Annotated in this window: 22 protein-coding genes; 15 read left to right on the top strand and 7 right to left on the bottom strand. The window is 60.0% G+C overall.

The genetic code is table 11. The features are described 5' to 3' along the window. Positions 1–42 precede the first annotated feature (42 nt). Positions 43–471 carry a pilus assembly protein N-terminal domain-containing protein gene (locus AC13QY_RS27190; RefSeq protein WP_145323346.1) on the bottom strand — a complete coding sequence of 143 codons (429 nt, stop codon included), beginning with the start codon at positions 469–471 and terminating at the stop codon, positions 43–45. Between the two features lie 403 nt (positions 472–874). On the opposite strand from AC13QY_RS27190, the gene AC13QY_RS27185 reads away from it, so the two are divergent. From AC13QY_RS27185 to AC13QY_RS27140, 10 genes are all read left to right on the top strand, one after another. Beyond that, a complete protein-coding gene (locus AC13QY_RS27185) occupies positions 875–1060 on the top strand; it encodes a Flp family type IVb pilin (RefSeq protein WP_113351451.1) in 186 nt (61 codons plus the stop codon). Between the two features lie 97 nt (positions 1061–1157). Then, positions 1158–1670, top strand: coding sequence for an A24 family peptidase (locus AC13QY_RS27180; protein ID WP_113351450.1), 513 nt, complete (start codon positions 1158–1160; stop codon positions 1668–1670). 156 nt (positions 1671–1826) lie between these two features. Beyond that, complete coding sequence (gene cpaB, locus AC13QY_RS27175) at positions 1827–2642, top strand: Flp pilus assembly protein CpaB (protein WP_113351449.1); 816 nt, start codon at positions 1827–1829, stop codon at positions 2640–2642. Positions 2643–2656: 14 nt separating this feature from the next. Continuing rightward, positions 2657–4189 carry a type II and III secretion system protein family protein gene (locus AC13QY_RS27170; RefSeq protein WP_113420607.1) on the top strand — a complete coding sequence of 511 codons (1533 nt, stop codon included), beginning with the start codon at positions 2657–2659 and terminating at the stop codon, positions 4187–4189. Between the two features lie 53 nt (positions 4190–4242). After that, the gene (locus AC13QY_RS27165) at positions 4243–4974 is read left to right on the top strand and encodes a CpaD family pilus assembly protein (RefSeq protein WP_152094606.1); all 732 of its coding nucleotides are present in this window, start codon (positions 4243–4245) and stop codon (positions 4972–4974) included. Positions 4975–5005: 31 nt separating this feature from the next. Then, complete coding sequence (locus AC13QY_RS27160) at positions 5006–6277, top strand: CpaE/TadZ family protein (RefSeq protein ID WP_145323358.1); 1272 nt, start codon at positions 5006–5008, stop codon at positions 6275–6277. Between the two features lie 77 nt (positions 6278–6354). Beyond that, complete coding sequence (locus tag AC13QY_RS27155; protein WP_069610976.1) at positions 6355–7839, top strand: TadA family conjugal transfer-associated ATPase; 1485 nt, start codon at positions 6355–6357, stop codon at positions 7837–7839. An 8-nt stretch (positions 7840–7847) separates the two neighbouring features. Continuing rightward, a complete protein-coding gene (locus AC13QY_RS27150; RefSeq protein ID WP_488494285.1) occupies positions 7848–8855 on the top strand; it encodes a type II secretion system F family protein in 1008 nt (335 codons plus the stop codon). Positions 8856–8876: 21 nt separating this feature from the next. Next, positions 8877–9854 (top strand): type II secretion system F family protein, encoded by a 978-nt coding sequence (locus AC13QY_RS27145; protein ID WP_069610978.1) that lies wholly within the window; start codon positions 8877–8879, stop codon positions 9852–9854. 72 nt (positions 9855–9926) lie between these two features. Continuing rightward, entirely contained in the window at positions 9927–10571 is a 645-nt protein-coding gene (locus tag AC13QY_RS27140; RefSeq protein WP_113330642.1) for a LysE family transporter, read from the top strand. Between the two features lie 92 nt (positions 10572–10663). Here the strand turns inward: AC13QY_RS27140 and AC13QY_RS27135 are convergent, their stop codons facing one another. Next, positions 10664–11494, bottom strand: a complete 831-nt coding sequence (locus tag AC13QY_RS27135; RefSeq protein WP_488494284.1) for a tetratricopeptide repeat protein — start codon at positions 11492–11494, stop codon at positions 10664–10666. A 166-nt stretch (positions 11495–11660) separates the two neighbouring features. On the opposite strand from AC13QY_RS27135, the gene AC13QY_RS27130 reads away from it, so the two are divergent. The 4 genes from AC13QY_RS27130 (at position 11661) to AC13QY_RS27115 (ending at position 15044) form a co-directional block, all read left to right on the top strand. Continuing rightward, on the top strand, positions 11661–13052 hold the full coding sequence (locus AC13QY_RS27130) for a leucyl aminopeptidase family protein (protein WP_488494283.1): 1392 nt from the start codon (positions 11661–11663) through the stop codon (positions 13050–13052). Positions 13053–13515: 463 nt separating this feature from the next. After that, positions 13516–13860, top strand: coding sequence for a MarR family transcriptional regulator (locus tag AC13QY_RS27125; protein WP_041677769.1), 345 nt, complete (start codon positions 13516–13518; stop codon positions 13858–13860). Positions 13861–13875: 15 nt separating this feature from the next. Then, positions 13876–14730, top strand: a complete 855-nt coding sequence (locus AC13QY_RS27120; protein ID WP_113351441.1) for a C40 family peptidase — start codon at positions 13876–13878, stop codon at positions 14728–14730. 74 nt (positions 14731–14804) lie between these two features. Next, positions 14805–15044, top strand: a complete 240-nt coding sequence (locus AC13QY_RS27115; protein ID WP_092714676.1) for a hypothetical protein — start codon at positions 14805–14807, stop codon at positions 15042–15044. Between the two features lie 32 nt (positions 15045–15076). On the opposite strand, the gene AC13QY_RS27110 is transcribed toward AC13QY_RS27115, so the two are convergent. Beyond that, a complete protein-coding gene (locus tag AC13QY_RS27110; protein ID WP_488494282.1) occupies positions 15077–16003 on the bottom strand; it encodes a DMT family transporter in 927 nt (308 codons plus the stop codon). A 124-nt stretch (positions 16004–16127) separates the two neighbouring features. On the opposite strand from AC13QY_RS27110, the gene AC13QY_RS27105 reads away from it, so the two are divergent. After that, the gene (locus AC13QY_RS27105; protein WP_113391032.1) at positions 16128–16607 is read left to right on the top strand and encodes an Lrp/AsnC family transcriptional regulator; all 480 of its coding nucleotides are present in this window, start codon (positions 16128–16130) and stop codon (positions 16605–16607) included. Between the two features lie 21 nt (positions 16608–16628). Here AC13QY_RS27105 and AC13QY_RS27100 read toward each other — a convergent pair whose 3' ends face one another. The 4 genes from AC13QY_RS27100 to AC13QY_RS27085 all read right to left on the bottom strand — a co-directional run bounded on the left by AC13QY_RS27100 (position 16629) and on the right by AC13QY_RS27085 (position 21535). Continuing rightward, a complete protein-coding gene (locus tag AC13QY_RS27100) occupies positions 16629–18020 on the bottom strand; it encodes an amidase (protein ID WP_488494281.1) in 1392 nt (463 codons plus the stop codon). Between the two features lie 23 nt (positions 18021–18043). After that, the gene (locus AC13QY_RS27095; RefSeq protein ID WP_113391034.1) at positions 18044–18910 is read right to left on the bottom strand and encodes an ABC transporter permease; all 867 of its coding nucleotides are present in this window, start codon (positions 18908–18910) and stop codon (positions 18044–18046) included. Next, positions 18907–19860 (bottom strand): ABC transporter permease, encoded by a 954-nt coding sequence (locus AC13QY_RS27090; RefSeq protein ID WP_145633761.1) that lies wholly within the window; start codon positions 19858–19860, stop codon positions 18907–18909. Before AC13QY_RS27090 ends, AC13QY_RS27095 begins: the two co-directional genes overlap by 4 nt. A 145-nt stretch (positions 19861–20005) precedes the next feature. Beyond that, complete coding sequence (locus tag AC13QY_RS27085; protein ID WP_269245648.1) at positions 20006–21535, bottom strand: ABC transporter substrate-binding protein; 1530 nt, start codon at positions 21533–21535, stop codon at positions 20006–20008. Positions 21536–21684: the final 149 nt, after the last annotated feature.

The raw sequence follows: 21684 nt of genomic DNA, 5'->3' as shown, positions 1-21684 counted from the left end.
TTCTTTGAAAGTACTTTAGAATATTTGAGTTATCGAATGTTTCTATTGTCCGGCTGCAGCCGTTGGGGTCGTCGTCGTATTGTTCTGCTGGGCATGCTGTTCGCAATTGGGCGTGCATGACAGCACGGCGCGATCCGTCTGGCGGAAGACACGGACCGTATTGCCTTCGTCGATCGATACCAGGATCTGCTCGTCCACGATGGCATTGCCGTCGGTATCGAGCAGGATGATATTCGTCGTCCCGAAGCTGCGGCCGGTCAGTACGATGGTTTTCGGATCGGCGACCGTGGCATCGGCGACTTGCGAATTGCCGACGATGACCTTGCTGACAGGGCGGTCCAGCTTCAATACGCGCGCGTGATCCATATAGACGCGCAGCATGCTTTCTCCGGCAGCGTGGGAAAGCTGCGGCATCATGCCGGCCATGGCGACAATGCCGGCAAGGAATGCTGTTCTGCCGCCGATTGGCATGGCTTGGCCTCTTGGAAAGCTATGGCGAAAAGAATTTCCCGATAGAATGAGAAAGAATGGTGAATGAACGATTAAGCTCGCCTTCTGTCATGTAATTATGGCGCAGATGTCCCATGCGGACCCTCCTCGTCGCCTTCTTCCGCAGATCGTGTATTAATTCGAGACGAATCGTATATCGTACTAATATTCATACATCTAATAATTTCTATTTGGCTGAAGATTTTCTTTAAAAACGCACAGAAGAACATGCAAGTCACATTAACTATTCTATTTTCGCTTTTGTATTTACTGCACATTAACCTAATTCTTTAAAGCGATGGAAACGGCGGGAAGCTACCGTGCAACTCATCCGATCAACGGCAACAGTTGGCGGACGTGCTGTCAACAAAGTGGAGTTAAACTTATGTCCAAGCTTTTTTCGCGTTTCCTGAAGGATGAATCCGGCGCGACCGCAATTGAATACGGCCTGATCGCCGCCCTGATCTCGGTCGCCATCATCACCGGCGCGACGACCCTCGGTAGTACATTGAACACCACCTTTCAGAATATCTCGAACCACATGACTAATGCTGCTGCGGTCAACAAATAAGCCCAGTATATATTTAGTGCAGATTCTTGGCGAAAACCGCTCGGTATAGTGAGCGGTTTTCGATGTTTTTACTTTCGCAATAGGCGATGTATCTTCAATGATTGAAGCTTCAACATTGTTAATATTTCCGCTCTGCATGTCGATCGCGGCGATCTCCGATCTTCTGACGATGACGATCCCCAATCGCGTTTCACTGGCACTCGCACTCGCATTTCTGGTACTCGCGCAGATCTTCGGCTTGTCGTTTTCGGAAATCGGTATTCATTTCGCCGGTGCCATCGCCGTCTTCCTCGCCTGCTTCGCACTGTTCGCATTAAATGTCATGGGCGGCGGTGACGCCAAGCTCCTGGCCGCGGCCGCGCTTTGGTTCGGCTTTGATGCATCCCTCCTAGAGTTCTTGATCTACGTAGCCTTTATCGGTGGGGCGTTGACGGTTTTGATCATCTTGCTCCGCTCGCAGGCCAACACGATTTTGGCCATTGGTCTTCCTCTGCCGAACTCTCTGGTGATCGCGAAGAAAATTCCTTACGGCATCGCGATCGCGATTGCTGGCATTCTCGCCTTTCCATCTTCACCGGTGTTGATTGCGGCGACGCGCGCCTTGGCTTGAGTCGACTAGTAAAAACAAACTCGCACATATACATTTTCTAATATACACCAAGTAATCATGGTTAAATAACAATAAATGTAACCAGCCATTAACCATAATTACACCAATTATCGGTCATTCTGCAGGGCGAAGAATCCTGTTCCTCAAGGAATGACCATGAAACCCGCTCGCATAATGATACTCGCAGTGGCAGCCGTCGCGGCCGGGATGGCCGGTCTGCTCGCAATGCGCCTGGCTGGTTCGCGCGATATCGTTCCCCAGCAGATTGCGGCGGTGGTGGAGAAGGAGGCGACGATCAATGTCCTCGTTGCCGGTGCCAATCTGCCCGTCGGTTCGCGTCTGAACGAGCAATCGATCCATTGGATGCCCTGGCCGGAAAGCGGCATCGTCAAAGGTCTCATCACTGAACGCGAGCGCCCTAATGCGTTGAAAGATCTGACCGGCGCGGTTGTTCGCCTGCCGATCTTCGAGGGCGAGCCGATCCGCGAGGAAAAGGTCGCCGATTCCAACAGCCGTATCCTTTCTTCGTTGCTACCGGCGGGCAAGCGCGCCGTCGCCACCGAGATTTCCGTCGCCACCGGCGCAGGCGGTTTCATCCTTCCGAATGACCGCGTCGATGTCATCATGGTGCGCAAGGGTTCGCAGCAGCAGCTCGTCACCGAAACCGTGCTCAGCAACGTTCGCGTTCTGGCGGTCGATCAGCAGATCGAGGAAAAGCAGGACGGAAGCAAAGCCGTCGTTGGGGCAACCGCGACGCTGGAGCTGACGCCGGACCAGACGAAGGTCCTGGCGGTCGCGCATCAGATGGCCGATCGCCTGACGCTGGCACTGCGCTCCGTTGCCGACGCGCAGCAACCCGATACGACGGCCGCCGATTATCTGCTGGCCGGGGACAATGGCGGCAGCATGATCCAGGTCATCAAATCGGGAGCGATCGTGACCGACGGCCCCAGCGGGCCGAAACCGCAATGAGAAGGGGCGAGACCATGTTAAAGACAAGCAAGAAAGCCAGCCTCCCCCTTGCCGTAAGCCTCTCCTTCTCGGTTGCCTTTGCCGGCCTGCCCTTGGCAGATGTTCCGGCCTTTCTGCGCACGCCCACAGCTTTTGCAGGCGGCTCGGACAGTATCGTCACAATAGCCGGCCTCGGCACCAAGCGCACTTTGAAGCTTGGTCTCAACAAGGCGCTTGTCGTCGATCTGCCCGCCGACGCCCATGACATCCTTGTCTCCGATCCCAAGATGGCCGATGCGGTGACGCGGACCTCGCGCCGCATCTACCTTTTCGGCAAGACGGTCGGCCAGACCAACATCTTCATCTTCGGCGCCGACGGCAAGGAGATCGTCAGCCTCGATCTCCAGATCGAGCGCGATATTGCTGGCCTGCAGGATAATATCAAGCGCTTCATCCCGGACTCCGATATCAACGTCGAGATCATCTCCGACAACATCGTCCTCACCGGCATCGTGCGCACGCCGCAGGATTCGATCCGCGCACAGCAGCTCGCCCAAGCCTTCCTGAAGGGCGGCGAAGCGACGACACGAAACCAGACCGCCTCCGGCAGCGGCGACAACAACGCAGTCGCCATTTTCGCCGAAGGGCGGCAGACCTCGCAGATCGTCAACATGCTGCAAATCGAAGGCGAGGATCAGGTGACGCTCAAGGTGACCGTCGCCGAAATCAAGCGCAGCGTCCTGAAGCAGATTGGTTTCGACAACCTGGTCAGCAATTCCTCCGGCCTCGGCGTCGCTCAACTCGGCAATATCGGAAACAGCGGAACCACGAATTTCCTGGGAGTAAACGGCGATCCCACAAACGCCACCGGCGCGGGTGGTATCTCGACACTCTTCAAATATGCGCTCGGCAAATACAATATCAGCACCTATCTGAATGCTCTCGAGCAGGCAGGTGCCGTGCGCACCTTGGCGGAGCCGACATTGACCGCCATTTCCGGACAGGCTGCTACCTTCAATTCCGGTGGTCAGACGCTCTATTCCACGACCGACAAGGACGGCAACACGACGATTACGCCCTATACCTATGGTATTACGCTGGCCTTCACGCCTGTGGTCCTGGCCGGTGGCCGCATCAGCCTGCATGTGCAGACCCAGGTCTCGGAACCGGTCGCATCGTCATCCACCCCGACCTACAACCAGCGTGCCGCCAATACTTCGGTCGAGCTGCCATCCGGGGGATCGATCGCGCTTGCCGGCTTGCTGAGCGATAACGTGCAGCAGACGACCTCGGGAACGCCGGGTGCATCGAAGATTCCGATCCTGGGTGCCCTGTTCCGTCAGAAGAGCTTCCAGCGGGATGAGAGCGAGCTTGTGATTATCGCGACACCCTATCTCGTGCGCCCCGTAGCGCGCGACAAGCTTGCTCGCCCCGACGACAATTTTTCTCCGACGAACGATGCCGGTGTCTTCTTCATGAACCGGGTCAACAAGATCTACGGCCGCAAGGATGGTCCGCCGGTCGCCGATGCCGATTTCCACGGCACAGTCGGCTTCATCTACAAGTGAAGAGCGGGATCATGACGCCAGCCTTTTCAACGAGGTCAACGAGAGAGCAAGAGATGGCCAGCCTCGAACGCAATACACCCGGCGGTGCCCGGCCTCGTTTTTCAAGATCGATGCTGATCCTCCCGACATTGGCGCTGATATCGGCCGTCAGCAGTTGCGCGGGCTCCCCAGATGGCATGACGACGAGCGCCATCAGGGATGACTATCGCCAACGGCATCCCATCGTGCTCACCGAAAAGGAGCATAGCGTCGATATACCGGTCGCGGCCAGTGACCGGCACCTGACAACAGGCATGCGCGATACGGTTCGCGGTTTCGTTCAGGATTATCGCGCCCATGCAAGCGGCACGGTGGAAATCCTGTCGCCGCGGCAATCGCCAAATGCCTTCGCCGCATCGGCGCTCAACTCACAAATCCGTCGGGAGCTGGTCACGAACGGTATTCCGTCGGCGCGAATCGTCAACAGCTATTACCCGGCGGGCGGCCCGGGCGATGCTGCGCCGATCCGCCTGCGCTTTACCGCAACGACGGCGGCCACCAACGCCTGCGGCCAGTGGCCGGACGATCTTTCCGACAACGCATTCGACAATCAGAACTATTATAATTTCGGCTGTGCGACCCAGCACAATCTGGCAGCGCAGGTCGCTAATCCGACCGATTTGATTTCGCCGCGCGCGATGACACCGATCGATGCCGATCAGCGCAGCAAGGTCATCAGCGATTATCGCAGCGGCTCAACTCCGACCAGCACGGCGACGGTCGGCGGCTTCGGTAGCGGAAATTGAACGCAAGAGGCTGGCGCAACGGGATGAGATCATGAACGCCATCGAATACGATATCGGCTCGACTGCCCCGGAAGCGGAGGAAGCTTCGCGCTCGGGCAACCTCGACAATCTGCGGCCGCTGCCGCGTATTTCCATACATGCTTTTTGCGAAAGCGAGCAGCTGCAGCAGGTGATGGATCAGTGCGCCAACGATCGGCGCATGTCCAAGGTCAGCCTGCGGATCACCAGCGGCGGTGTGGCGGCTGCGGCGAACATGTTCGCCTCAGCGCCGACCCCAAACCTGATCATTCTGGAGACGCGCGCCAACCCACGCGGCCTCCTGGCGGAACTCGAACCGCTCGCTGCCGTCTGCGATCCGAGCACCAAGGTCATCATCGTCGGCTATCACAACGATATCGGTCTTTACCGCGAACTCATCCGCAACGGTATCTCAGAATATATCGTACAGCCGACCGATATGATCGATCTGATGACGGCGGTGGCATCGATCTTCATCGACCCCGATGCCGAACCGCTCGGCCGCAGCATTGCCTTCATCGGTGCCAAGGGTGGGGTGGGCGCATCCACCATCGCCCATAATTGCGCCTTCGGCATCTCCAGCCTCTTCTCGACCGAAACCATTCTCGCCGATCTCGATCTGCCCTACGGCACCGCCAATATCGATTTTGACCAGGACCCGGCTCAGGGGATAGCCGAGGCCGTCTATGCGCCGGAACGCCTCGACGAGGTCTTTCTCGACCGGCTCCTGACCAAATGCTCGCAGCATCTGTCGCTACTCGCCGCGCCCTCGATGCTGGACCGCGCCTATGATTTCGAAGGGCAGGCATTCCTGCCGGTGCTCGACGTTCTCCAGCGCAGCGCGCCGGTGGCGGTTCTCGACGTGCCGCATGTCTGGACGGAATGGACGCGTTCGGTGCTTGGTGCCGTAGACGAGGTCGTCATCTGTGCCGCGCCTGATCTTGCCAATCTGCGCAACGCCAAGAACCTGATCGACGCTCTGCGCAAGCTGCGGCCGAACGATAAGGCACCGCACCTCATTCTCAATCAGGTCGGCATGCCGAAGCGCCCGGAGATCAATCCTTCGGAATTCTGCGCGCCGCTGGAGACCGACCCGATCGCCATCATACCCTTTGACATCAACCTGTTCGGTAATGCCGCCAACAGCGGGCAGATGATCTCCGAGACTGATCCCAAGTCGCCGATTGCGGAAACTTTCTCGCAGATATCGCACATCGTTACCGGGCGTGTTGCTTTGAAGAAGGCAAGAAAGGGCGGTTTGCTTGGCCTTTTAAAGCGGAAGTAACCCTATGATTTCACATGGATTCCGAAAGCCAATCTTTCGTGAAAGCCATGCAGCAGCAGTAGAATTGGATCGAAGACATGTTTGGCAAGCGCGGAAGTGAAGGTCCTGCAAAGAGCGGCGGCGCAATGCCTCCGCCGGCACCGGCGCGTGCACCCGTTCCCGCTGGCGGGCCAACGGCGCCGGCTGTGCTGATAGAGCCGTCCCGTGATGCCGCGCAGCCACGTCAGCAGGTCGCTCCGCCGCCGATGCAGACGCCTAGCCGGCGTCGCGTGGCGCGCACCGAAGAATATTACGATACGAAATCGCAGGTTTTCTCCGCGCTGATCGATACGATCGATCTCTCGCAGCTCTCCAAGCTCGGTAACGAGGCGGCGCGTGAGGAAATCCGCGATATCGTCAACGATATCATCACGATCAAGAATTTCGCGATGTCGATCTCCGAGCAGGAGGAATTGCTCGAGGACATCTGCAATGACGTGCTTGGCTACGGTCCGCTGGAGCCGCTGCTCGCCCGCGACGACATCGCCGACATCATGGTCAACGGCGCCGGCCAGACCTTCATCGAAGTTGGCGGCAAGACCGTCGAATCCGAAATCCGCTTCCGCGACAATTCCCAGCTTCTATCCATTTGCCAGCGCATCGTCAGCCAGGTCGGCCGCCGCGTTGATGAATCGAGCCCCATCTGCGATGCGCGCCTGCCCGATGGTTCGCGCGTCAACGTCATCGCCCCACCGCTGGCCATCGACGGTCCTGCACTCACCATTCGTAAGTTCAAGAAGGACAAGCTGACGCTCGAGCAGCTCGTCCGCTTCGGCGCCATCACGCCGGAGGGCGCGACGCTTTTGCAGATCATCGGCCGCGTGCGCTGCAACGTCGTCATTTCAGGCGGTACGGGCTCGGGCAAGACGACGCTTCTGAACTGCCTGACCAACTATATCGATCGAGACGAACGCGTCATCACCTGCGAAGACACCGCCGAACTGCAATTGCAGCAGCCGCACGTGGTGCGCCTCGAAACCCGTCCGCCCAACATCGAGGGCGAGGGTGAGATCACCATGCGCGATCTCGTCAAGAACTGCCTGCGTATGCGCCCCGAACGCATCATCGTCGGCGAAGTGCGCGGACCCGAGGTCTTCGACCTGCTGCAGGCGATGAACACGGGTCACGACGGCTCCATGGGCACGATCCACGCCAATACGCCGCGCGAATGCCTGAGCCGCATGGAATCGATGATCGCCATGGGTGGTTTCAGCCTGCCGGCCAAGACCGTCCGTGAGATCATATCCAGCTCCGTCGACGTCGTCATCCAGGCTGCCCGCCTGCGTGACGGTTCGCGCCGCATCACCCAGATCACCGAGGTGATTGGCATGGAAGGGGATGTGATCATTACCCAGGATTTGATGCGCTACGAAATCGAGGGCGAGGATGCGAACGGCCGGATCATCGGGCGGCACGTCTCCACCGGTATCGGCAAGCCGCATTTCTGGGATCGTGCTCGCTATTATAACGAGGAGCGGCGTCTGGCAGCCGCCCTCGATGAGATGGAACAGAAGGCGCAATAGGGCTCGCGATGTTTGGTATCGATCCGATAGTGCTGCTGATTGTCCTGCTGACGGCGGTCTCCGCCGCCGCGGTCTGCTACGGCATTCTCTATTCACGGATCGAGACACAGAAAAAGGCCGATAGCCGGGTCAACCGGGTCAAGCAGGCTGAGACCGATCGCGTCAAGGTCAAGGCTGCGCGCGATCGCGTCCAGGAAATGTCCAAGCGGCGCAAGTCGGTGCAGGACACACTCAAGGACCTGGAGCGGCGACAGAGCGAAAATACGAAGAAGAAGCAGTCGCTCAAGGCGCGTCTGGCGCAGGCCGGCCTGTCGTTGACGCCGTCGCGCTTCTACATCTTCAGCGTGCTCTTCGGTCTTTTCGTCATGCTGGTCTTTTTCATCGTCGGCGCGCCGCCTCTTGTCATTTTGGGAATGTTCTTTGCGTCTGCCTTCGGCCTGCCGCGCTGGGTCATCGGCTTTCTCATCAAGCGCCGGCAAAGCAAGTTCCTCGAAGAGTTTCCGAACTCGCTTGACCTCATCACGCGCTCGCTTCGCTCGGGCCTGCCGCTCAACGATGCAGTGCGGCTGGTGGCTGGCGAGGCGCGAGAGCCTGTCAAGACGGAGTTTCGGCGGGTGGTCGAGGCGCAGCAGGTCGGTCTTAGCATGTCGGACGCCTGCGCACGCATCGCGAACCATATGCCGCTGCAGGAAGTAAATTTCTTTTCGATCGTCATCGCCATTCAGGCCCAGGCGGGCGGCAACCTGTCGGAAGCCCTGGGCAACCTCTCGAAGGTGCTGCGCGAACGCAAGAAAATGAAGGCGAAGGTCAAGGCATTGTCGATGGAGGCCAAGGCATCCGCCGTCATCATCGGTGCTCTGCCCTTCATCGTGATGCTGCTCGTCTATCTGACGTCGCCGCAATACATGATGATCCTGTTCGCCGACCCGCGCGGCCATCTGATCTTGCTTGGAGCCGGCATCTGGATGTCGCTCGGCATCTTCATCATGCGCAACATGGTCAATTTCGAGATCTGAGCGGAAGGAGCCGCGTCGCCCATGTCCGATCTGGCAGCCAATTTGACCGATCCTGGCACCCTTCTTGCCGTTGTGGTTGCCATCGCCGTCTTCGCGACCTTCTACACGATTGCCATACCGCTGCTGGAGCGTGGCGATCTCAGCAAGCGCATGAAGGCCGTTTCGACAGAGCGCGAGCAGATTCGCGCCCGTGAACGCGCACGGCTGAGCGCAGAGGGCGGCAAGGCATCGCTGCGGAGCCACAACAATCGAAACGTCAGACAGATCGTCGAGCGGTTCAACCTGCGCAATGCGCTTGTCGATGCCAATACCGTCAATCGCTTGCGGTCTGCCGGCCTGCGCTCTGAAAATGCGCTCAACATGTTCCTGGTGGCGCGATTCCTGCTGCCCTTCCTTTTTCTGGCAGTTGCGATCGTCATCGTCTTCGTTCTCGGCTGGTTTGCCGCAAAGCCCCTGCCGATCCGGCTGCTTGGCGTCATTGGCTTCGCCTATCTGGGCTTCTATGCGCCGAACATCTATATCTCCAATCTGGTGACCAAGCGCCAGAAATCGATCAAGCGCGCTTGGCCGGATGCGCTCGACCTGATGCTGATCTGTGTAGAGTCGGGCATTTCAATCGAAGCCGGCATGCATCGCGTGTCCGAGGAAATGGCCGAGCAGTCCCCGGCACTCGCCGAGGAAATGGTGCTGACCACGGCCGAGCTTTCCTTCCTGCAGGATCGCCGCACCGCCTTCGACAATCTCGCCGCCCGCACCCAGATCGAGCTCGTCAAATCGGTCACGCAGGCGCTCATCCAGGCGGAACGCTATGGTACGCCGCTCTCGCAGGCCTTGCGTGTCATGGCGCAGGAAGGCCGCGACGAGCGCATGAACGAGGCGGAAAAGAAAGCCGCCGCACTGCCGCCGAAGCTCACCGTACCGATGATCGTCTTCTTCCTGCCGGTCTTGATGGCGGTCATTCTCGGCCCGGCGATCATTCAGGCAATGGACAAATTCTGAGCCGCCGACTTGCTCGCGGCATGCGGGTATGGTTATCTTCCATGCAATGTCGCCCATATTGGGAGGTCTCGCATGGAATCCCTGGCAATATTTTTCAGCGTCGTCGCGGCAGTCTTCATCGGGGCGGTGAGCCCCGGCCCAAGCTTCGTGCTCGTTTCGCGCATCGCAGTTTCCCGCTCACGCAAGGCAGGTCTTGCCGCGGCCTTCGGCATGGGAACAGGCAGCGTCATTTTCGCGACCTTGGCCCTCTTTGGCTTGAGCGCATTGCTGATGAAAGTCGAATGGCTATATCTGGCGCTAAAAGTCGCCGGTGGCCTTTATCTGATCTATATCGGCATCCGCATCTGGCGCGGTGCTGCGGACGATCTTCCCATCGATGCGCCTACGACGCCGGCTGCAGGCGGTGTGATGCGCAATTTCCTCTTTGCGCTCGGCACGCAGCTCAGCAATCCGAAGACAGCCATTTTCTACGGTAGTATCTTTGCCGCACTTCTGCCGGCGGCTCCGGCTCCCTGGCTGCTGTTTACGGTTCCGCCCGCAGTCTTCCTTGTCGAGGTGGGCTGGTACACGGTGGTAACGCTGGCCTTTTCGTCGAACCGGCCGCGCGCCATCTATCTCGGTGCGAAGTTATGGATAGATCGGGTGGCCGGCGTTGTGATGGGCGCCCTCGGCGCGCGGCTTGTCGCCGAGGGGTTGCCGCGCCACATCTGGCGTTAAGGCCTACGGCTACCGGGCGTGCGCCTCAACCGCTCCGCTGACGAGTTCCGTTTTCGAAAGTTGGGTAGGGAAGCTGTTTCGGCTCTCCCGCTCTATTGCTGGGCTACTTTCCTGTTATCGCCACTGGCGGCAAGCTTCTGCCAGGAGTTCTGCTGTGCCAGCATGCCGCGCAGATAGGCGACATTGGCGTTTGCCTGCTGCGGCGTCAGTTCCTGGCGGGCGATTTGTTCGGCTTCCGCAAAGCGACCCTGTAGCCCGACGACCAGCGCCAGGTTCTGCCGCACGCGGCTGTCGGCGCCCGGCTGGGCGACGGCCGTGCGGAGATAGCTCTCCGCATTCTTGAGGTCGCCGGTCAGCACGTAGGACATGCCGAGATTGGAAAGAACGGTCGGTTCGTTGGGGGCGAGCACCAGCGCATCGCGATATTTGGCGCGTGCATCGGTGGAGCGCCCGAGCTGATCGAGGATGGCGCCCTGCGCCGAAACCAGCCGCCAATCCGGCCGATCCGGCAGCTGTGCGCGGTCAATAGTCGAGAGCGCTTCGTCGAGCTGCCCTGCCGCCGCTTGCGCCTTGCCGTAGGCGGCCAGGACGCCGCGATCGCTCGGATTGGCGATTGCCACCTGCTGCATGACGGCAAGCGCCTGGTCGTTGCGGCCGCTCATGCGCAAGGCGTTGGCATAATTGACGCCGGCATCGCGATCTTTAGGATTGGCGTCATAGGCCTTGCCATACGTCGCAGTTGCCTGCGCCAGATCAGTGCTGTTCATCGTGTCGAGAGATTGCGACGTCTTCGGAATCGAGCCGGTCGTCATCCGGTCCTTTCCGGTTGTCGAGCAGCTTGCGAGCGCGATCGCCAGAAGTGCAGCCGAAGCTCCCCGGAAAAGAAAGGTTCTGAATGAAGACGCAGCTGAGACGGCGGGCATGACGCTTATCCCTGAATTCCTATAGTCTTGCGTCCGGCCTAGAATCGGAACAGGGAAAGGTTCGACGCAATGTTCGCTCCAGCAATAATCTGTTAACCCTAACAGACGGTTAACTCTCGATTCCCTGAAGTCCCCGATTCCCTGAAGTCATCGTCAAAGGATAGTCATGGCCCCCTATCAATTCATCGAGCGCGCGACGCCCTTCAATTCGAAGGGTGGCGCGACCCTGCCGATCTTTGCCGTTACCCCCGCGCATATCGAGACCGGTACCATCGATCCCATCGCGCTCGATTGGGCACGCAAGGCGGGTTACAAGGCGGAGAGCGGTTCGTTGCTGCTGATCCCGACCGCGGAGGGGCATCTGGGCGGCGCTCTCTTCGGCCTAGGCTCTAACCCATCCGAGCAACCCTTCCTCACGGGCAAGCTGGCGCGCAGCCTGCCGGCCGGCGGCTGGCATATCGAGACGGCGCCGCTGACGGCGAACCGGCTCTCGCTTGGTTTCGGTCTCGGCAGCTATCGCTTCGACCGCTACAAGTCGGAAAAAGCCGCGGCACCCACGCTGATGATCCCGCGCGATGCCGATGCTGCCGATATCAAGCGCCAGCTGGCAGGCGTCTTCCTTGCCCGCGACCTCATCAACACGCCGACCAACGACATGGGTCCGGAACAGCTCGAAGCCGCCTTCCGGGCGCTTGCCGAGCACTACAAGGCAGAGATGTCCGTCATCATCGGCGATGATCTCCTGAAGGAGAATTTCCCTCTCGTGCACACGGTCGGTCGCGCCAGCGCCGATGCGCCGCGCCTTCTGGAACTGCGCTGGGGCAAGAAGGGTCATCGCCGCATCACCCTGGTCGGCAAGGGCGTGTGCTTCGACACCGGCGGCCTCGACATCAAGCCGGCATCCTCGATGCTGCTGATGAAGAAGGACATGGGTGGCGCCGCCAATGTGATGGGCCTGGCGCTGATGATCATGGACGCCAAGCTCAAGGTCGATCTTCGCGTCATCATTCCGGTCGTCGAGAACTCGATTTCATCCAACGCCTTCCGTCCTGGCGATATCTACAGGAGCCGCAAGGGCCTGACCGTGCAGATCGACAATACGGATGCCGAGGGCCGGCTGATCCTCGCCGATGCGCTGGCTTATGCCGACGAAGACGCGCCGGACCTGATGATCGACATGGCAACGCTGACAGGTGCAGCCCGCGTTGCGCTCGGCCCCGACCTGCCGCCTTTCTTCACAGACGATAGCGAGCTTGCCAGCGATCTGACCGAGGCGAGCCTGGAGACGGATGATCCGCTGTGGCGGATGCCGCTCTATATGGGCTACGACAAGGACATCCGGACCAAATTCGCCGATATCACCAATGCTCCATCAGGCGGCATGGCCGGCTCCATTACGGCTGCCCTGTTCCTCAAGCGCTTCGTGACAAAGACGCCGAGCTGGGTGCATTTCGATATTTTCGGCTGGGCGCCGAGCGAACGCCCGCATTCCCCCGGCGGCGGCGAGGCACAGGCGATCCGGGCTCTGTATCATCATATCAGGCAGAGCGTACGGTAGGTCATTGTTATTCCCTCTCCCCGCATTGCGGGGAGAGGGTTAGGGTGAGGGGCCAGGCACGTAAGCGCAACAAAGTCGGGCTCACCTGGCCAGCAGCTTAGGAAGGCAAGCGGGCTTTTAAGCCTGCCGCACGTTTGATACCCCCCTCTGTCACTTCGTGACATCTCCCCCACAAGGGGGGAGATCGTTGGGAGTCTGCTGCTTGTCGTTCGTAAAACAACGAACTGCAATTTCAACAGGCGCGATGTCAACTTGTGGCAGGTGTATGCAGCGAGTTACCAATCTCCCCCCTTGTGGGGGAGATGTCACGAAGTGACAGAGGGGGGTGCGCACCCTCCTTGAATTCTACGACTACTATTGGCGATGGTTCATCTTCGAAGGAGCTGGAACCAAAACACCCCTTGAAACCGCCATGATCTTGGCCGAGACTGGAACGGCAGCGTAACGAATTCCGGGGTTGCCCTTGCCGCTTGAACTCACCGCCTCACAGGCTCTCGGCCTCTGGCATGGCGTGACGCTCGCTCAGGTGCGCCGCGAGGATCATGACTTGACGCTGCGGCAGACGGCAATCCTGCTGCAGATCTATCTTGTGCCGCCTCCTCATACCGTGCGCGGTCTGGCCGCGACCCTCGGCGTTACCAAGCCGGTCATCACCCGGGCGCTTGATACCATGGGCGTGATGGGATTGGTCGACCGCGTGCGCGACGATCGCGATCGCCGCAACGTCATCATTAAGCGAACGGTCACCGGTGCACTCTATCTTGAAAAACTCGGCGATCTCATCATCGAGCATGGCCGAAAATTGTAACCGCAGGAATTTACCATGATGCTCGACCGCCGTCTCAATGCTTTCAGACCCGATCTCGCCGAGGCGTCTCTCAAGGGCAAGGTCGAGGCCGAGCGCTTCGTCGAGGGTATTGCTGCACGCATTGCCGTCCCGGTCATTGCGCTTCGGCCCAAGCCTGATCTCGCCTCGGGCATCGATACCGAGCTACTGATGGGCGAAGAGGTGACTATATTCGAGCGCCGCGACGGCTGGTGCTGGGTCAAGGCTCTGTCCGATGGTTACGTCGGCTATCTCCCGGAAACGGCGATCAAGGAGGGTGCGGCACCCCCGACCCACATCGTCGTCCCGCAGCGCACCTTCCTCTATCCGGAGCCGGAGCTGCGCAAGCCGCACGTGGCAATTCTCTCCATGGGCAGCCTCGTGCATGTGGCCGGCACGGCGGAGGCGCGCGGCAATCATTATGTCGTCCTGGAGGATGGCACTGCCATTTTCGCAAAGCATGTCGAGCCGATCGGCTACAATAAGGGCGGCGACTTCGTCGATGTCGCCGTACGCTTTCTGGAGACGCCCTATCTGTGGGGTGGCCGCTCAGGTCTCGGCATTGATTGTTCTGGCCTCGTCCAGCTGGCACTGTCGATGACGGGCCGCGCCGCGCCGCGCGATACCGACATGCAGGCTGCCAGCCTCGGCCAGCCGATCGAGCGCGAGGAGTTGAAGCGCGGCGATTTCGTCTTCTGGAAAGGTCATGTCGCGATCATGGAAGATCCGGACACCATCGTCCATGCCAACGGCCATACCATGACCGTCGCCCGCGAGAATTTTGCTGCAGCTATTGAGCGCATCGGCTGGCTTTATGAGCGGCCGACAGGTTACCGCCGTTTCATCGATTGATTGCGCTCCGGAACCGTCCTTTCTCTCACCCGTTATCTTCTTGATCGAGATATCCTATCGAGAGGAGAAAACTCATGCCCATTACGGCCATGGAAAAGACGGTGCGGGATATTCTGTTCGACAATCATCTGCGCAAGAGTGGCAAGATCGACAGGCTTCGCGAGCTGCGCAGTGAGGCTCGGGCTATCCAGCGCGCCGGCAGCGAAAGCTCGATGAGTGCCGACGACGGCCTCCAGGATGATTTGCGCGTAATTGAAAAGGCGCTGCACGATCTGGATGCCGATGTCTCGCACAAGGGTGCAGCGACCTTGTAGTGGCGACTTTCTGCACTCCCGATAGCGATAGTCTACGGAGTGCGAGGGCGCGCGATCCAGATGCCGGCGACGATGACGATGCCGCCGAGCGCCTGCAGCAGGGTGACGTTTTCGCCAAACAGGAACCAGGCGAAAACGGCGGCCGCGATCGATTCCAGAAAAATGACGAGCGAGGAGAAAACGGTTGGCAATCGTCCGAGCGCCACCGAAAGCAGCCCCTGTCCGCCAGCGTGGCTGATCAGGCCGAGCGCGAGAAGCACACCCCACCCCGAGATCGACTGCGGCAGGATGCGCGGCTCGAAGAAGAAGGCGATCAGGAACAGGATCGCCGAGGTTATGACGCTCAATTCGAAGGTAACGCGCGCGGCATTGGTCCCCGGGCGTGCCTCGCCGACTGCCAGGAAATAAAGGCCGAAGAAGGCGCCGGTGATGATGGCGAGCGCATCGCCGACGGCTCGGTCCGGATTGAATGCCAGGCTTTGGACGACGAGTGCCGTTCCGCCCGCAAGGCAGACGAGAAGCCCGAGAAGCGTGGCGCGGCTGACACGCTGTCTCAAAAGAAGCCAGCCGAAGATGACGACCCAAAGCGGCGCCATCGTTGCGAAGAAAGTGGCGTTGGCGATCGTCGTCCGCATGATCGAGAGATGCCAAAAGAACAGGTCGCCCGTGAAGGCAATGCCGGCGAGGACCGTCGGTATCGTAAAGCTGGCGCGGGGTGCATCGGGTTCCGCAGCCTCGCCATATCGCATCCATATCCAAAGGATCGGCAGCGCCAGAAAGACACGCCAGAAGGCGCTGGCGAAAGGCCCGACATCGGCAAGACGCACGAGGCTGGGCGAAATGCTCATGGCCAGCGCCGCGAGGATCATCGCGACAACGCCAAGAAGAAAGCCTTTCGTATCTTCGCTTTCCCCGAGGCTCGCGCTGCGCATATCGTATTCGGTGTCCGGCTGTGACATTCTCGTGCCCTTGCAAGTCAGGTGATTTGTGGCGCAAAGCTAGTACATAGGGGAAGAGGATTTGGCTCCATTTTGATGGCTTTCATGCAATTTTGTTTCCTCTTTGCGGTAAGGATGTATTGAAATGCGCAAACCCGCCGATCTCGATGAGTTCGACCTGGCAATTCTCGAGATTCTCCAAAAGGACAGTATGGTTCCGCAACGGGAGATCGGTGAACGGATCAACCTGTCGGCGCCGGCTGTGCAGAGGCGCATCAAGCGTATGCAGGAAAGCGGCGTCATCCAGGCCAATATCGCGGTCGTCGATCCGGCGGCAATAGGCCTGCCGATCACCATCGTGGTCGAGGTCCATATCGCCAACGAGCGGTACGACCTCATCAACGCGATCAAGCGCAGCTTCCTCGAAGCGCCGGAAGTCCAGCAATGCTACGGGGTCACCGGCGAGGCCGATTTCGTGCTCATCATCGTCGTCCCCAGCATGTCCGCCTATGAGGAGGTGGCCCGGCGTCTTTTCTACGACAATCCGAATGTCACGAAGTTCAAGTCGCTCGTGACCATGGACCGGGTCAAGGTCGGCCTTTCGCTGCCATTGTCGCTGGACTAGCTGGCTGTCTCCAAGTTTGCTTCATGACGGCCGTTTCGGCCAGTTCGTCACGCCGCCGGTCCAGTCCTCAAAAGCCTTCGAGAGACGAAGTACCAGCATGTCGTCGAAGCGCGGGCCGATGATCTGCATGCCGATCGGCATGCCGGAGCGGGAGAAGCCGCAATTGATCGATGCCGCCGGCTGCTCCGACATGTTCCACGGAACGGTGAAGGCGATGTGCTCGAACGGCCGCACAGGGTCGTTGGTGGGCGAAGCCCATTCGGCGGGATAGGAGACGATCGGATTGGTTGGCGAAAGCACGGCATCCACCTCCGCGAAGAGCTTGGCGCAGCTCTTGCGCATCTCGTAGGTCTGGTTGAAGCCGCGAACGGCATCGACGCCGCTGATACCGGCGCCGCCCTTCGCCCAGCTATAGATATAGGGCAGGATGCTGTTGCGGCGTTCCTCGCTCAAAGCCGTTATATCGCCCCAGAAGCGTGCACGCCAGAAAGCATCGAGTCCGTCAAGCATCTGCCTGGTCAGCACCGGCGAGACGTCGATGATGATGGCGCCTGCTTCCTCGAAGCGCTTGGCGGCAGCAGCGACCGCATCGCGTATCTCGTCCTCGACCGGCAGGCCGCAGCCAGCATCGAGCATCAGGCCGATCTTCATGCCTCGGATGTCGATGTCGAGATTCATCCAGTCGATCTCATTCGGCGGCAGGCTCGTGCTGTCGCGCCAGTCGGGTCGTGAGAGCGTAGCCATGGAAAAGGCCGCATCCTCGACCGTGCGGGTCATCGGTCCGGCGCATCGCCCGAGATAATAGGGATCGATCGGGATGCGGCCATTGCTCGGCTTGAAGCCGAAAATGCCGGTCCATCCTGCCGGCAGGCGTATCGAGCCGCCGATATCGGTACCGATATGCAGCGGCCCATAGCCGGCAGCGGCAGCGGCAGACGCACCGGCGCTGGAGCCGCCTGGATTTTGGCTGGGGTCCCAGGGATTGCGGCTGAGCTTGTGAAAGCTCGAAAGGCCTGATGAGAGCATACCGTAATCGGGGCAGGTGGTTTTCGCGAAAATCACCGCGCCATCCTCGCGCATCCGGGCGGCGATCGGCGCGTCCTCGGCTGCAGGAATAAGCTCGACGGCCGCCGTGCCGAGCGGCACCGGCTGGCCTTTGGTGGCGATCAGCTCCTTCAACGTTACCGGAATGCCGTCCAGAGTTCCAAGCGGCGTACCCTTCGCCCAGCGCTCCGTGGAGGCCGCGGCTTGCCGGCGAGCATCCTCCGGATCATAGGCGTAAAGAGCGGCGATTGTCGGCTCCCATGCCTCGATATGCGTCTCGAGTGCCAGCCAGTATTCGCTGGGAGATAGGCTCTTGTTGGCAAATTGGCGCCGGAGGTCTCGGATGGAAAGATCGGTAGGTTCGGTCATGATCTATACTCTTCATGTCTCAATCAGCGCGTCGCCTCGCGGGGGTCGAGGAGATCACGCAGCCCGTCGCCGAGCAGGTTGAAGCCGAGCACGGAGAGCGCAATGGCAAGCCCCGGCAGCAGGGCGAGCCACGGCGCAACGTGGAAATAGGTCTGCGCATCGGCCAGCATCCGACCCCAGGTCGGCGCGGGCGGCGGTACGCTCAAACCCAGGAAAGCGAGCCCAGCCTCAGTCAGGATCGCAAGGCCGAGCTGGATGGTCGCCTGGACGATGATACTGCCCATGATGTTGGGCAGGACATGGCGCAGCGTGATGGAAAGCTGCGTATTGCCGATGGCGTGCGCCGCCAGCACATAGTCGCGGCTCCACGCCTGCAAGGCAGAGCCGAGCGCGACGCGGGCGAAGACCGGCACCATGAAAACCGCAATGGCGATGATTGCCGTGGAGCGCCCGGTCCCAAGAAATGCACCAAGGATCATGGCCGAAAGGATCGGTGGTAGGGCGAAGATCACGTCGCAGGCGCGCATAACCAGCGCCTCGAACAGGCCGCGTTGGGCGGCGGCGGAAACGCCGATGATCGTTCCGAGCGTCCCGCCGATCGCAACCGCCGATACGGAGATTGACAGCGAATTCCAGCAGCCCGCCATCAGCATCGACAGGACATCACGGCCGATCTGATCGGTGCCGAGAAGTCCGAAGCCGAAGGGTGGCTGCAGCTTGTGGAGGATCTGCATCTTCGCCGGCGGCACCGGTGTCCAGAACAAGGAGACGATGGCGACGCCGATAAGAGCGAGGATAATGAGGGCGCCGACGATCAGATTCATCCGCCGCAGCGCCCGAAAACGACGGCGGGAAGACGTCGCGGCGATTTTGGCCTCGACAGCAGTCATCGCGCACCTCCCGCTCGCAATCGCGGATCGATGACGAGATAGGAGAGATCGACCAGAAAATTCACGACGATGACGAGGCCGGCAAAGAACAGCACGACATCCTGCAGAACGATGACGTCGCGCTGGCTGAGTGCCTGGTAGGCGAGGCGGCCAAGGCCGGGCAGGGTGAAGACATTTTCGATCAACACGGCCCCGGCGACGAGAAAGGTGAATTGCAGCCCGAGAATGGTCAGCACCGGCACCAGGGCGTTCGGCACCACATGTCCCCACAGCACGCGGCTGCGTGACAGGCCCTTGGCGATCGCCGTGCGGGCAAAATCCTCATGCAGCGTGTCGAGCACGGCCGAGCGCGTCACGCGGGTCAACACTGCCGCCTGCGGCAGCGCAAGTGCGATCGCGGGTAACACCAAAGATTTCAGGGAGGGCCAGAATCCGCTTTCCCAACCGGGAAAACCGCCGGCCGGCATCCAGCCGAGCGAGGTGGCGAACAGAAGAACCAGCAACAGGCCGACCCAGAAGCCCGGCACGGCGATGCCCATCTGCGAAAACAGCGTGGCGATGATATCGAAGACGCCGCCGCGTCTTGCCGCTGCCGCAACGCCGAGCGGTACGGCGACAAGAACCGACAACAGGATGGCAAGCAGCGCAAGCGGCAGGGTAACGGCAAGCCGCTCGGCAATCAGGCCTGCGACCGGAACGCCATAGGTATAGGACGTGCCGAGATCCCCCGCCAGCGCGCCGGCGAGCCATTGGCCGTAGCGGACAATCAGCGGCTGATCGAGACCCATATCATGCCGGAGCGCGGCAAGTGTTTCCGGCGTCGCCGATGTGCCGAGCGTGATCGCGGCCGGGTCGCCCGGCAGCAGCGCCATGACGGCAAAGACCAGCAGCGAGACGGCAATCAGCGTCAGCACAAGTCCGAAAATCCGGCGGGTGAGCAGTACGATCATAGCAAGTCCATGGCCAGGCTAATTCGGCTAAGAATACGGAGTTGGTGCGGCCTTTGACTCCTCCTTCTCCCCATCGGGGAGAGGGAGTTGGTCGTCGTGCGCGAAAGAAATACCAAGATCATGCCCAATCAAACTGTTGGAGCGGTCAGTCTTCCCAGGAGACGTTGGTCAGCACGTTGGAAGGGATCGGTTCGTTCTCCCAAAGCCCCTTCAGCTTCTTGTCCCAGACGCCGAGCTTCGGCATGACGAAAAGAAAGAGCGCCGGCACGTCCTCGGCAAGAATGCTCTGCGCCTCGCCATAGAGCTTGTTCTGCTCGGATACATCGGACGTGAGCTGGATCTTCTTCATCAGCTCGTTGAAGGCGGAATTCTTGTAGTTGAAGTAATAGGGGTCGCGCGAATAGATATCGATATCCAGCGGCTCAGCATGGGCGACGATGGTCATGTCGTAGTTGCGGCCGGTGAAGACGTCCTGCACCCATTTCGCCGGGAATTCCGTCGGCTCGATGTTCATCGTCACGCCGATATCGGCAAACATCGCCTGCATCACCTGGGCGCTACGCGGCGCATAAGCCATCTGCGGCGTCTTGATGGTAAAGGTGAAACCGTTCGGATAGCCGGCCTCTGCAAGCAGCGCCTTGGCCTTGGCGGTGTCGTAGGGCAGCGTGCCGGTCAAATCCTTGTAGCCGGGATCGTTCGGCGTGTAGTGACTGCCGATCGCGGTGCCTAAACCGGACCACGCGCCTTCGATGATCGTCTTCCGGTCGAGCGCCATCATCAGCGCCTGGCGCACGCGCTTGTCGTCGAAGGGCTTGCGGGTGTTGTTCATGCCGGCCACGACCTTGAGTTCGGTATTGCCGACCTTGGTCGTCAGCCTGGCGTCGCCCTCGAAGGAACTCATGAGCTCCGGCGCGGCGAATTCCGGAAAGGCATCGAGATCGCCGGCCTTCAGCGCCGCCGCCTCCGCCTGCGGATCGGAAATGAAGCGGAAGGTTACCTTCTCGAGCTTCACGTCGACCGACTTGTTCCAGTAATCCGGGTTCTTGACGAGGTCGACATGATCGCCCTTCGCCCAGGAGGAGAATTTGAACGGGCCGGTGCCGATGGGCGTCGTCTTGTCATTGGCCGAGGATTTCGGCCCAACCATCACGGAGCTCGGCCAGCCTAGCCAATAGAGAAGGCTGCCGGTTGGCGAGGACAGATGCAGTACAAGCGTTTCCGCATCCGGCGTATCGATCGAGGCGATGGTCGAAAAGAAGCGCTTCTGCGGGTTGACGGAGTCGGCGCCACGAGCGCGATCGAGCGTGAACTTGGCGGCAGCCGAATCGAAGGCTTCGCCGTCATGGAATTTCACGCCGGCCTGCAGCTTGAACGTATAGGTCAGGCCGTCAGGTGAAATCTCCCAGCTCTTGGCGAGCTGCGGCGCGATCTTGCCGTTTTCGTCGATCGCAACCAGGCCTTCGAAAATGTTTTGCCAGGTGACCTGGCCGATCGCGACGGGCGCGGCGATCGTCGGATCTAGACCTGTTGGCTCGACGCTCATGCCGAGATTGAGTGTCGTCTTCGCGGCTTCAGCCTGCGTCAGGCCCATCATCAACAGGCCGGCAGAAACTGCGGCGCCATAGGCAAGCCGGCGCGCAACGTCGCCCAGGCTCGGGCGTGAAAACTTGGTCATGTCGGTTCCCTTGCTTTTGCCCGCACGTCCGGCTTCCCTTCCGGCCTGCGGTCTTTTTTCAGGATAGTGTCATCTCATCGGCGCACACACAATTCCGAAAATGTGTGCTCGGTGTAGCTGAAATCGCTACACTCTTTTCGTGGTTACAG

This window comes from Martinezella sp. CNPSo 3795 (genome assembly GCF_057784475.1).
Note: the sequence above shows the minus strand (reverse complement) of the source record. Positions and strands in the feature narration are given on the sequence as shown.

Excerpts from the sequence above, each read along its gene's own strand:
- AC13QY_RS27085 (WP_269245648.1), bottom strand. The coding sequence starts at position 21,535 with ATGACCAAGTTTTCACGCCCGAGCCTGGGCGACGTTGCGCGCCGGCTT.
- AC13QY_RS27130 (WP_488494283.1), top strand. The coding sequence starts at position 11,661 with ATGGCCCCCTATCAATTCATCGAGCGCGCGACGCCCTTCAATTCGAAG.
- AC13QY_RS27145 (WP_069610978.1), top strand. The coding sequence starts at position 8,877 with ATGTCCGATCTGGCAGCCAATTTGACCGATCCTGGCACCCTTCTTGCC.
- cpaB (WP_113351449.1), top strand. The coding sequence starts at position 1,827 with ATGAAACCCGCTCGCATAATGATACTCGCAGTGGCAGCCGTCGCGGCC.
- AC13QY_RS27105 (WP_113391032.1), top strand. The coding sequence starts at position 16,128 with ATGCGCAAACCCGCCGATCTCGATGAGTTCGACCTGGCAATTCTCGAG.
- AC13QY_RS27150 (WP_488494285.1), top strand. The coding sequence starts at position 7,848 with ATGTTTGGTATCGATCCGATAGTGCTGCTGATTGTCCTGCTGACGGCG.
- AC13QY_RS27090 (WP_145633761.1), bottom strand. The coding sequence starts at position 19,860 with ATGATCGTACTGCTCACCCGCCGGATTTTCGGACTTGTGCTGACGCTG.
- AC13QY_RS27185 (WP_113351451.1), top strand. The coding sequence starts at position 875 with ATGTCCAAGCTTTTTTCGCGTTTCCTGAAGGATGAATCCGGCGCGACC.
- AC13QY_RS27180 (WP_113351450.1), top strand. The coding sequence starts at position 1,158 with ATGATTGAAGCTTCAACATTGTTAATATTTCCGCTCTGCATGTCGATC.
- AC13QY_RS27160 (WP_145323358.1), top strand. The coding sequence starts at position 5,006 with ATGAACGCCATCGAATACGATATCGGCTCGACTGCCCCGGAAGCGGAG.
- AC13QY_RS27095 (WP_113391034.1), bottom strand. The coding sequence starts at position 18,910 with ATGACTGCTGTCGAGGCCAAAATCGCCGCGACGTCTTCCCGCCGTCGT.
- AC13QY_RS27155 (WP_069610976.1), top strand. The coding sequence starts at position 6,355 with ATGTTTGGCAAGCGCGGAAGTGAAGGTCCTGCAAAGAGCGGCGGCGCA.
- AC13QY_RS27140 (WP_113330642.1), top strand. The coding sequence starts at position 9,927 with ATGGAATCCCTGGCAATATTTTTCAGCGTCGTCGCGGCAGTCTTCATC.
- AC13QY_RS27110 (WP_488494282.1), bottom strand. The coding sequence starts at position 16,003 with ATGTCACAGCCGGACACCGAATACGATATGCGCAGCGCGAGCCTCGGG.
- AC13QY_RS27100 (WP_488494281.1), bottom strand. The coding sequence starts at position 18,020 with ATGACCGAACCTACCGATCTTTCCATCCGAGACCTCCGGCGCCAATTT.
- AC13QY_RS27115 (WP_092714676.1), top strand. The coding sequence starts at position 14,805 with ATGCCCATTACGGCCATGGAAAAGACGGTGCGGGATATTCTGTTCGAC.
- AC13QY_RS27170 (WP_113420607.1), top strand. The coding sequence starts at position 2,657 with ATGTTAAAGACAAGCAAGAAAGCCAGCCTCCCCCTTGCCGTAAGCCTC.
- AC13QY_RS27190 (WP_145323346.1), bottom strand. The coding sequence starts at position 471 with ATGCCAATCGGCGGCAGAACAGCATTCCTTGCCGGCATTGTCGCCATG.
- AC13QY_RS27135 (WP_488494284.1), bottom strand. The coding sequence starts at position 11,494 with ATGCCCGCCGTCTCAGCTGCGTCTTCATTCAGAACCTTTCTTTTCCGG.
- AC13QY_RS27165 (WP_152094606.1), top strand. The coding sequence starts at position 4,243 with ATGGCCAGCCTCGAACGCAATACACCCGGCGGTGCCCGGCCTCGTTTT.
- AC13QY_RS27120 (WP_113351441.1), top strand. The coding sequence starts at position 13,876 with ATGATGCTCGACCGCCGTCTCAATGCTTTCAGACCCGATCTCGCCGAG.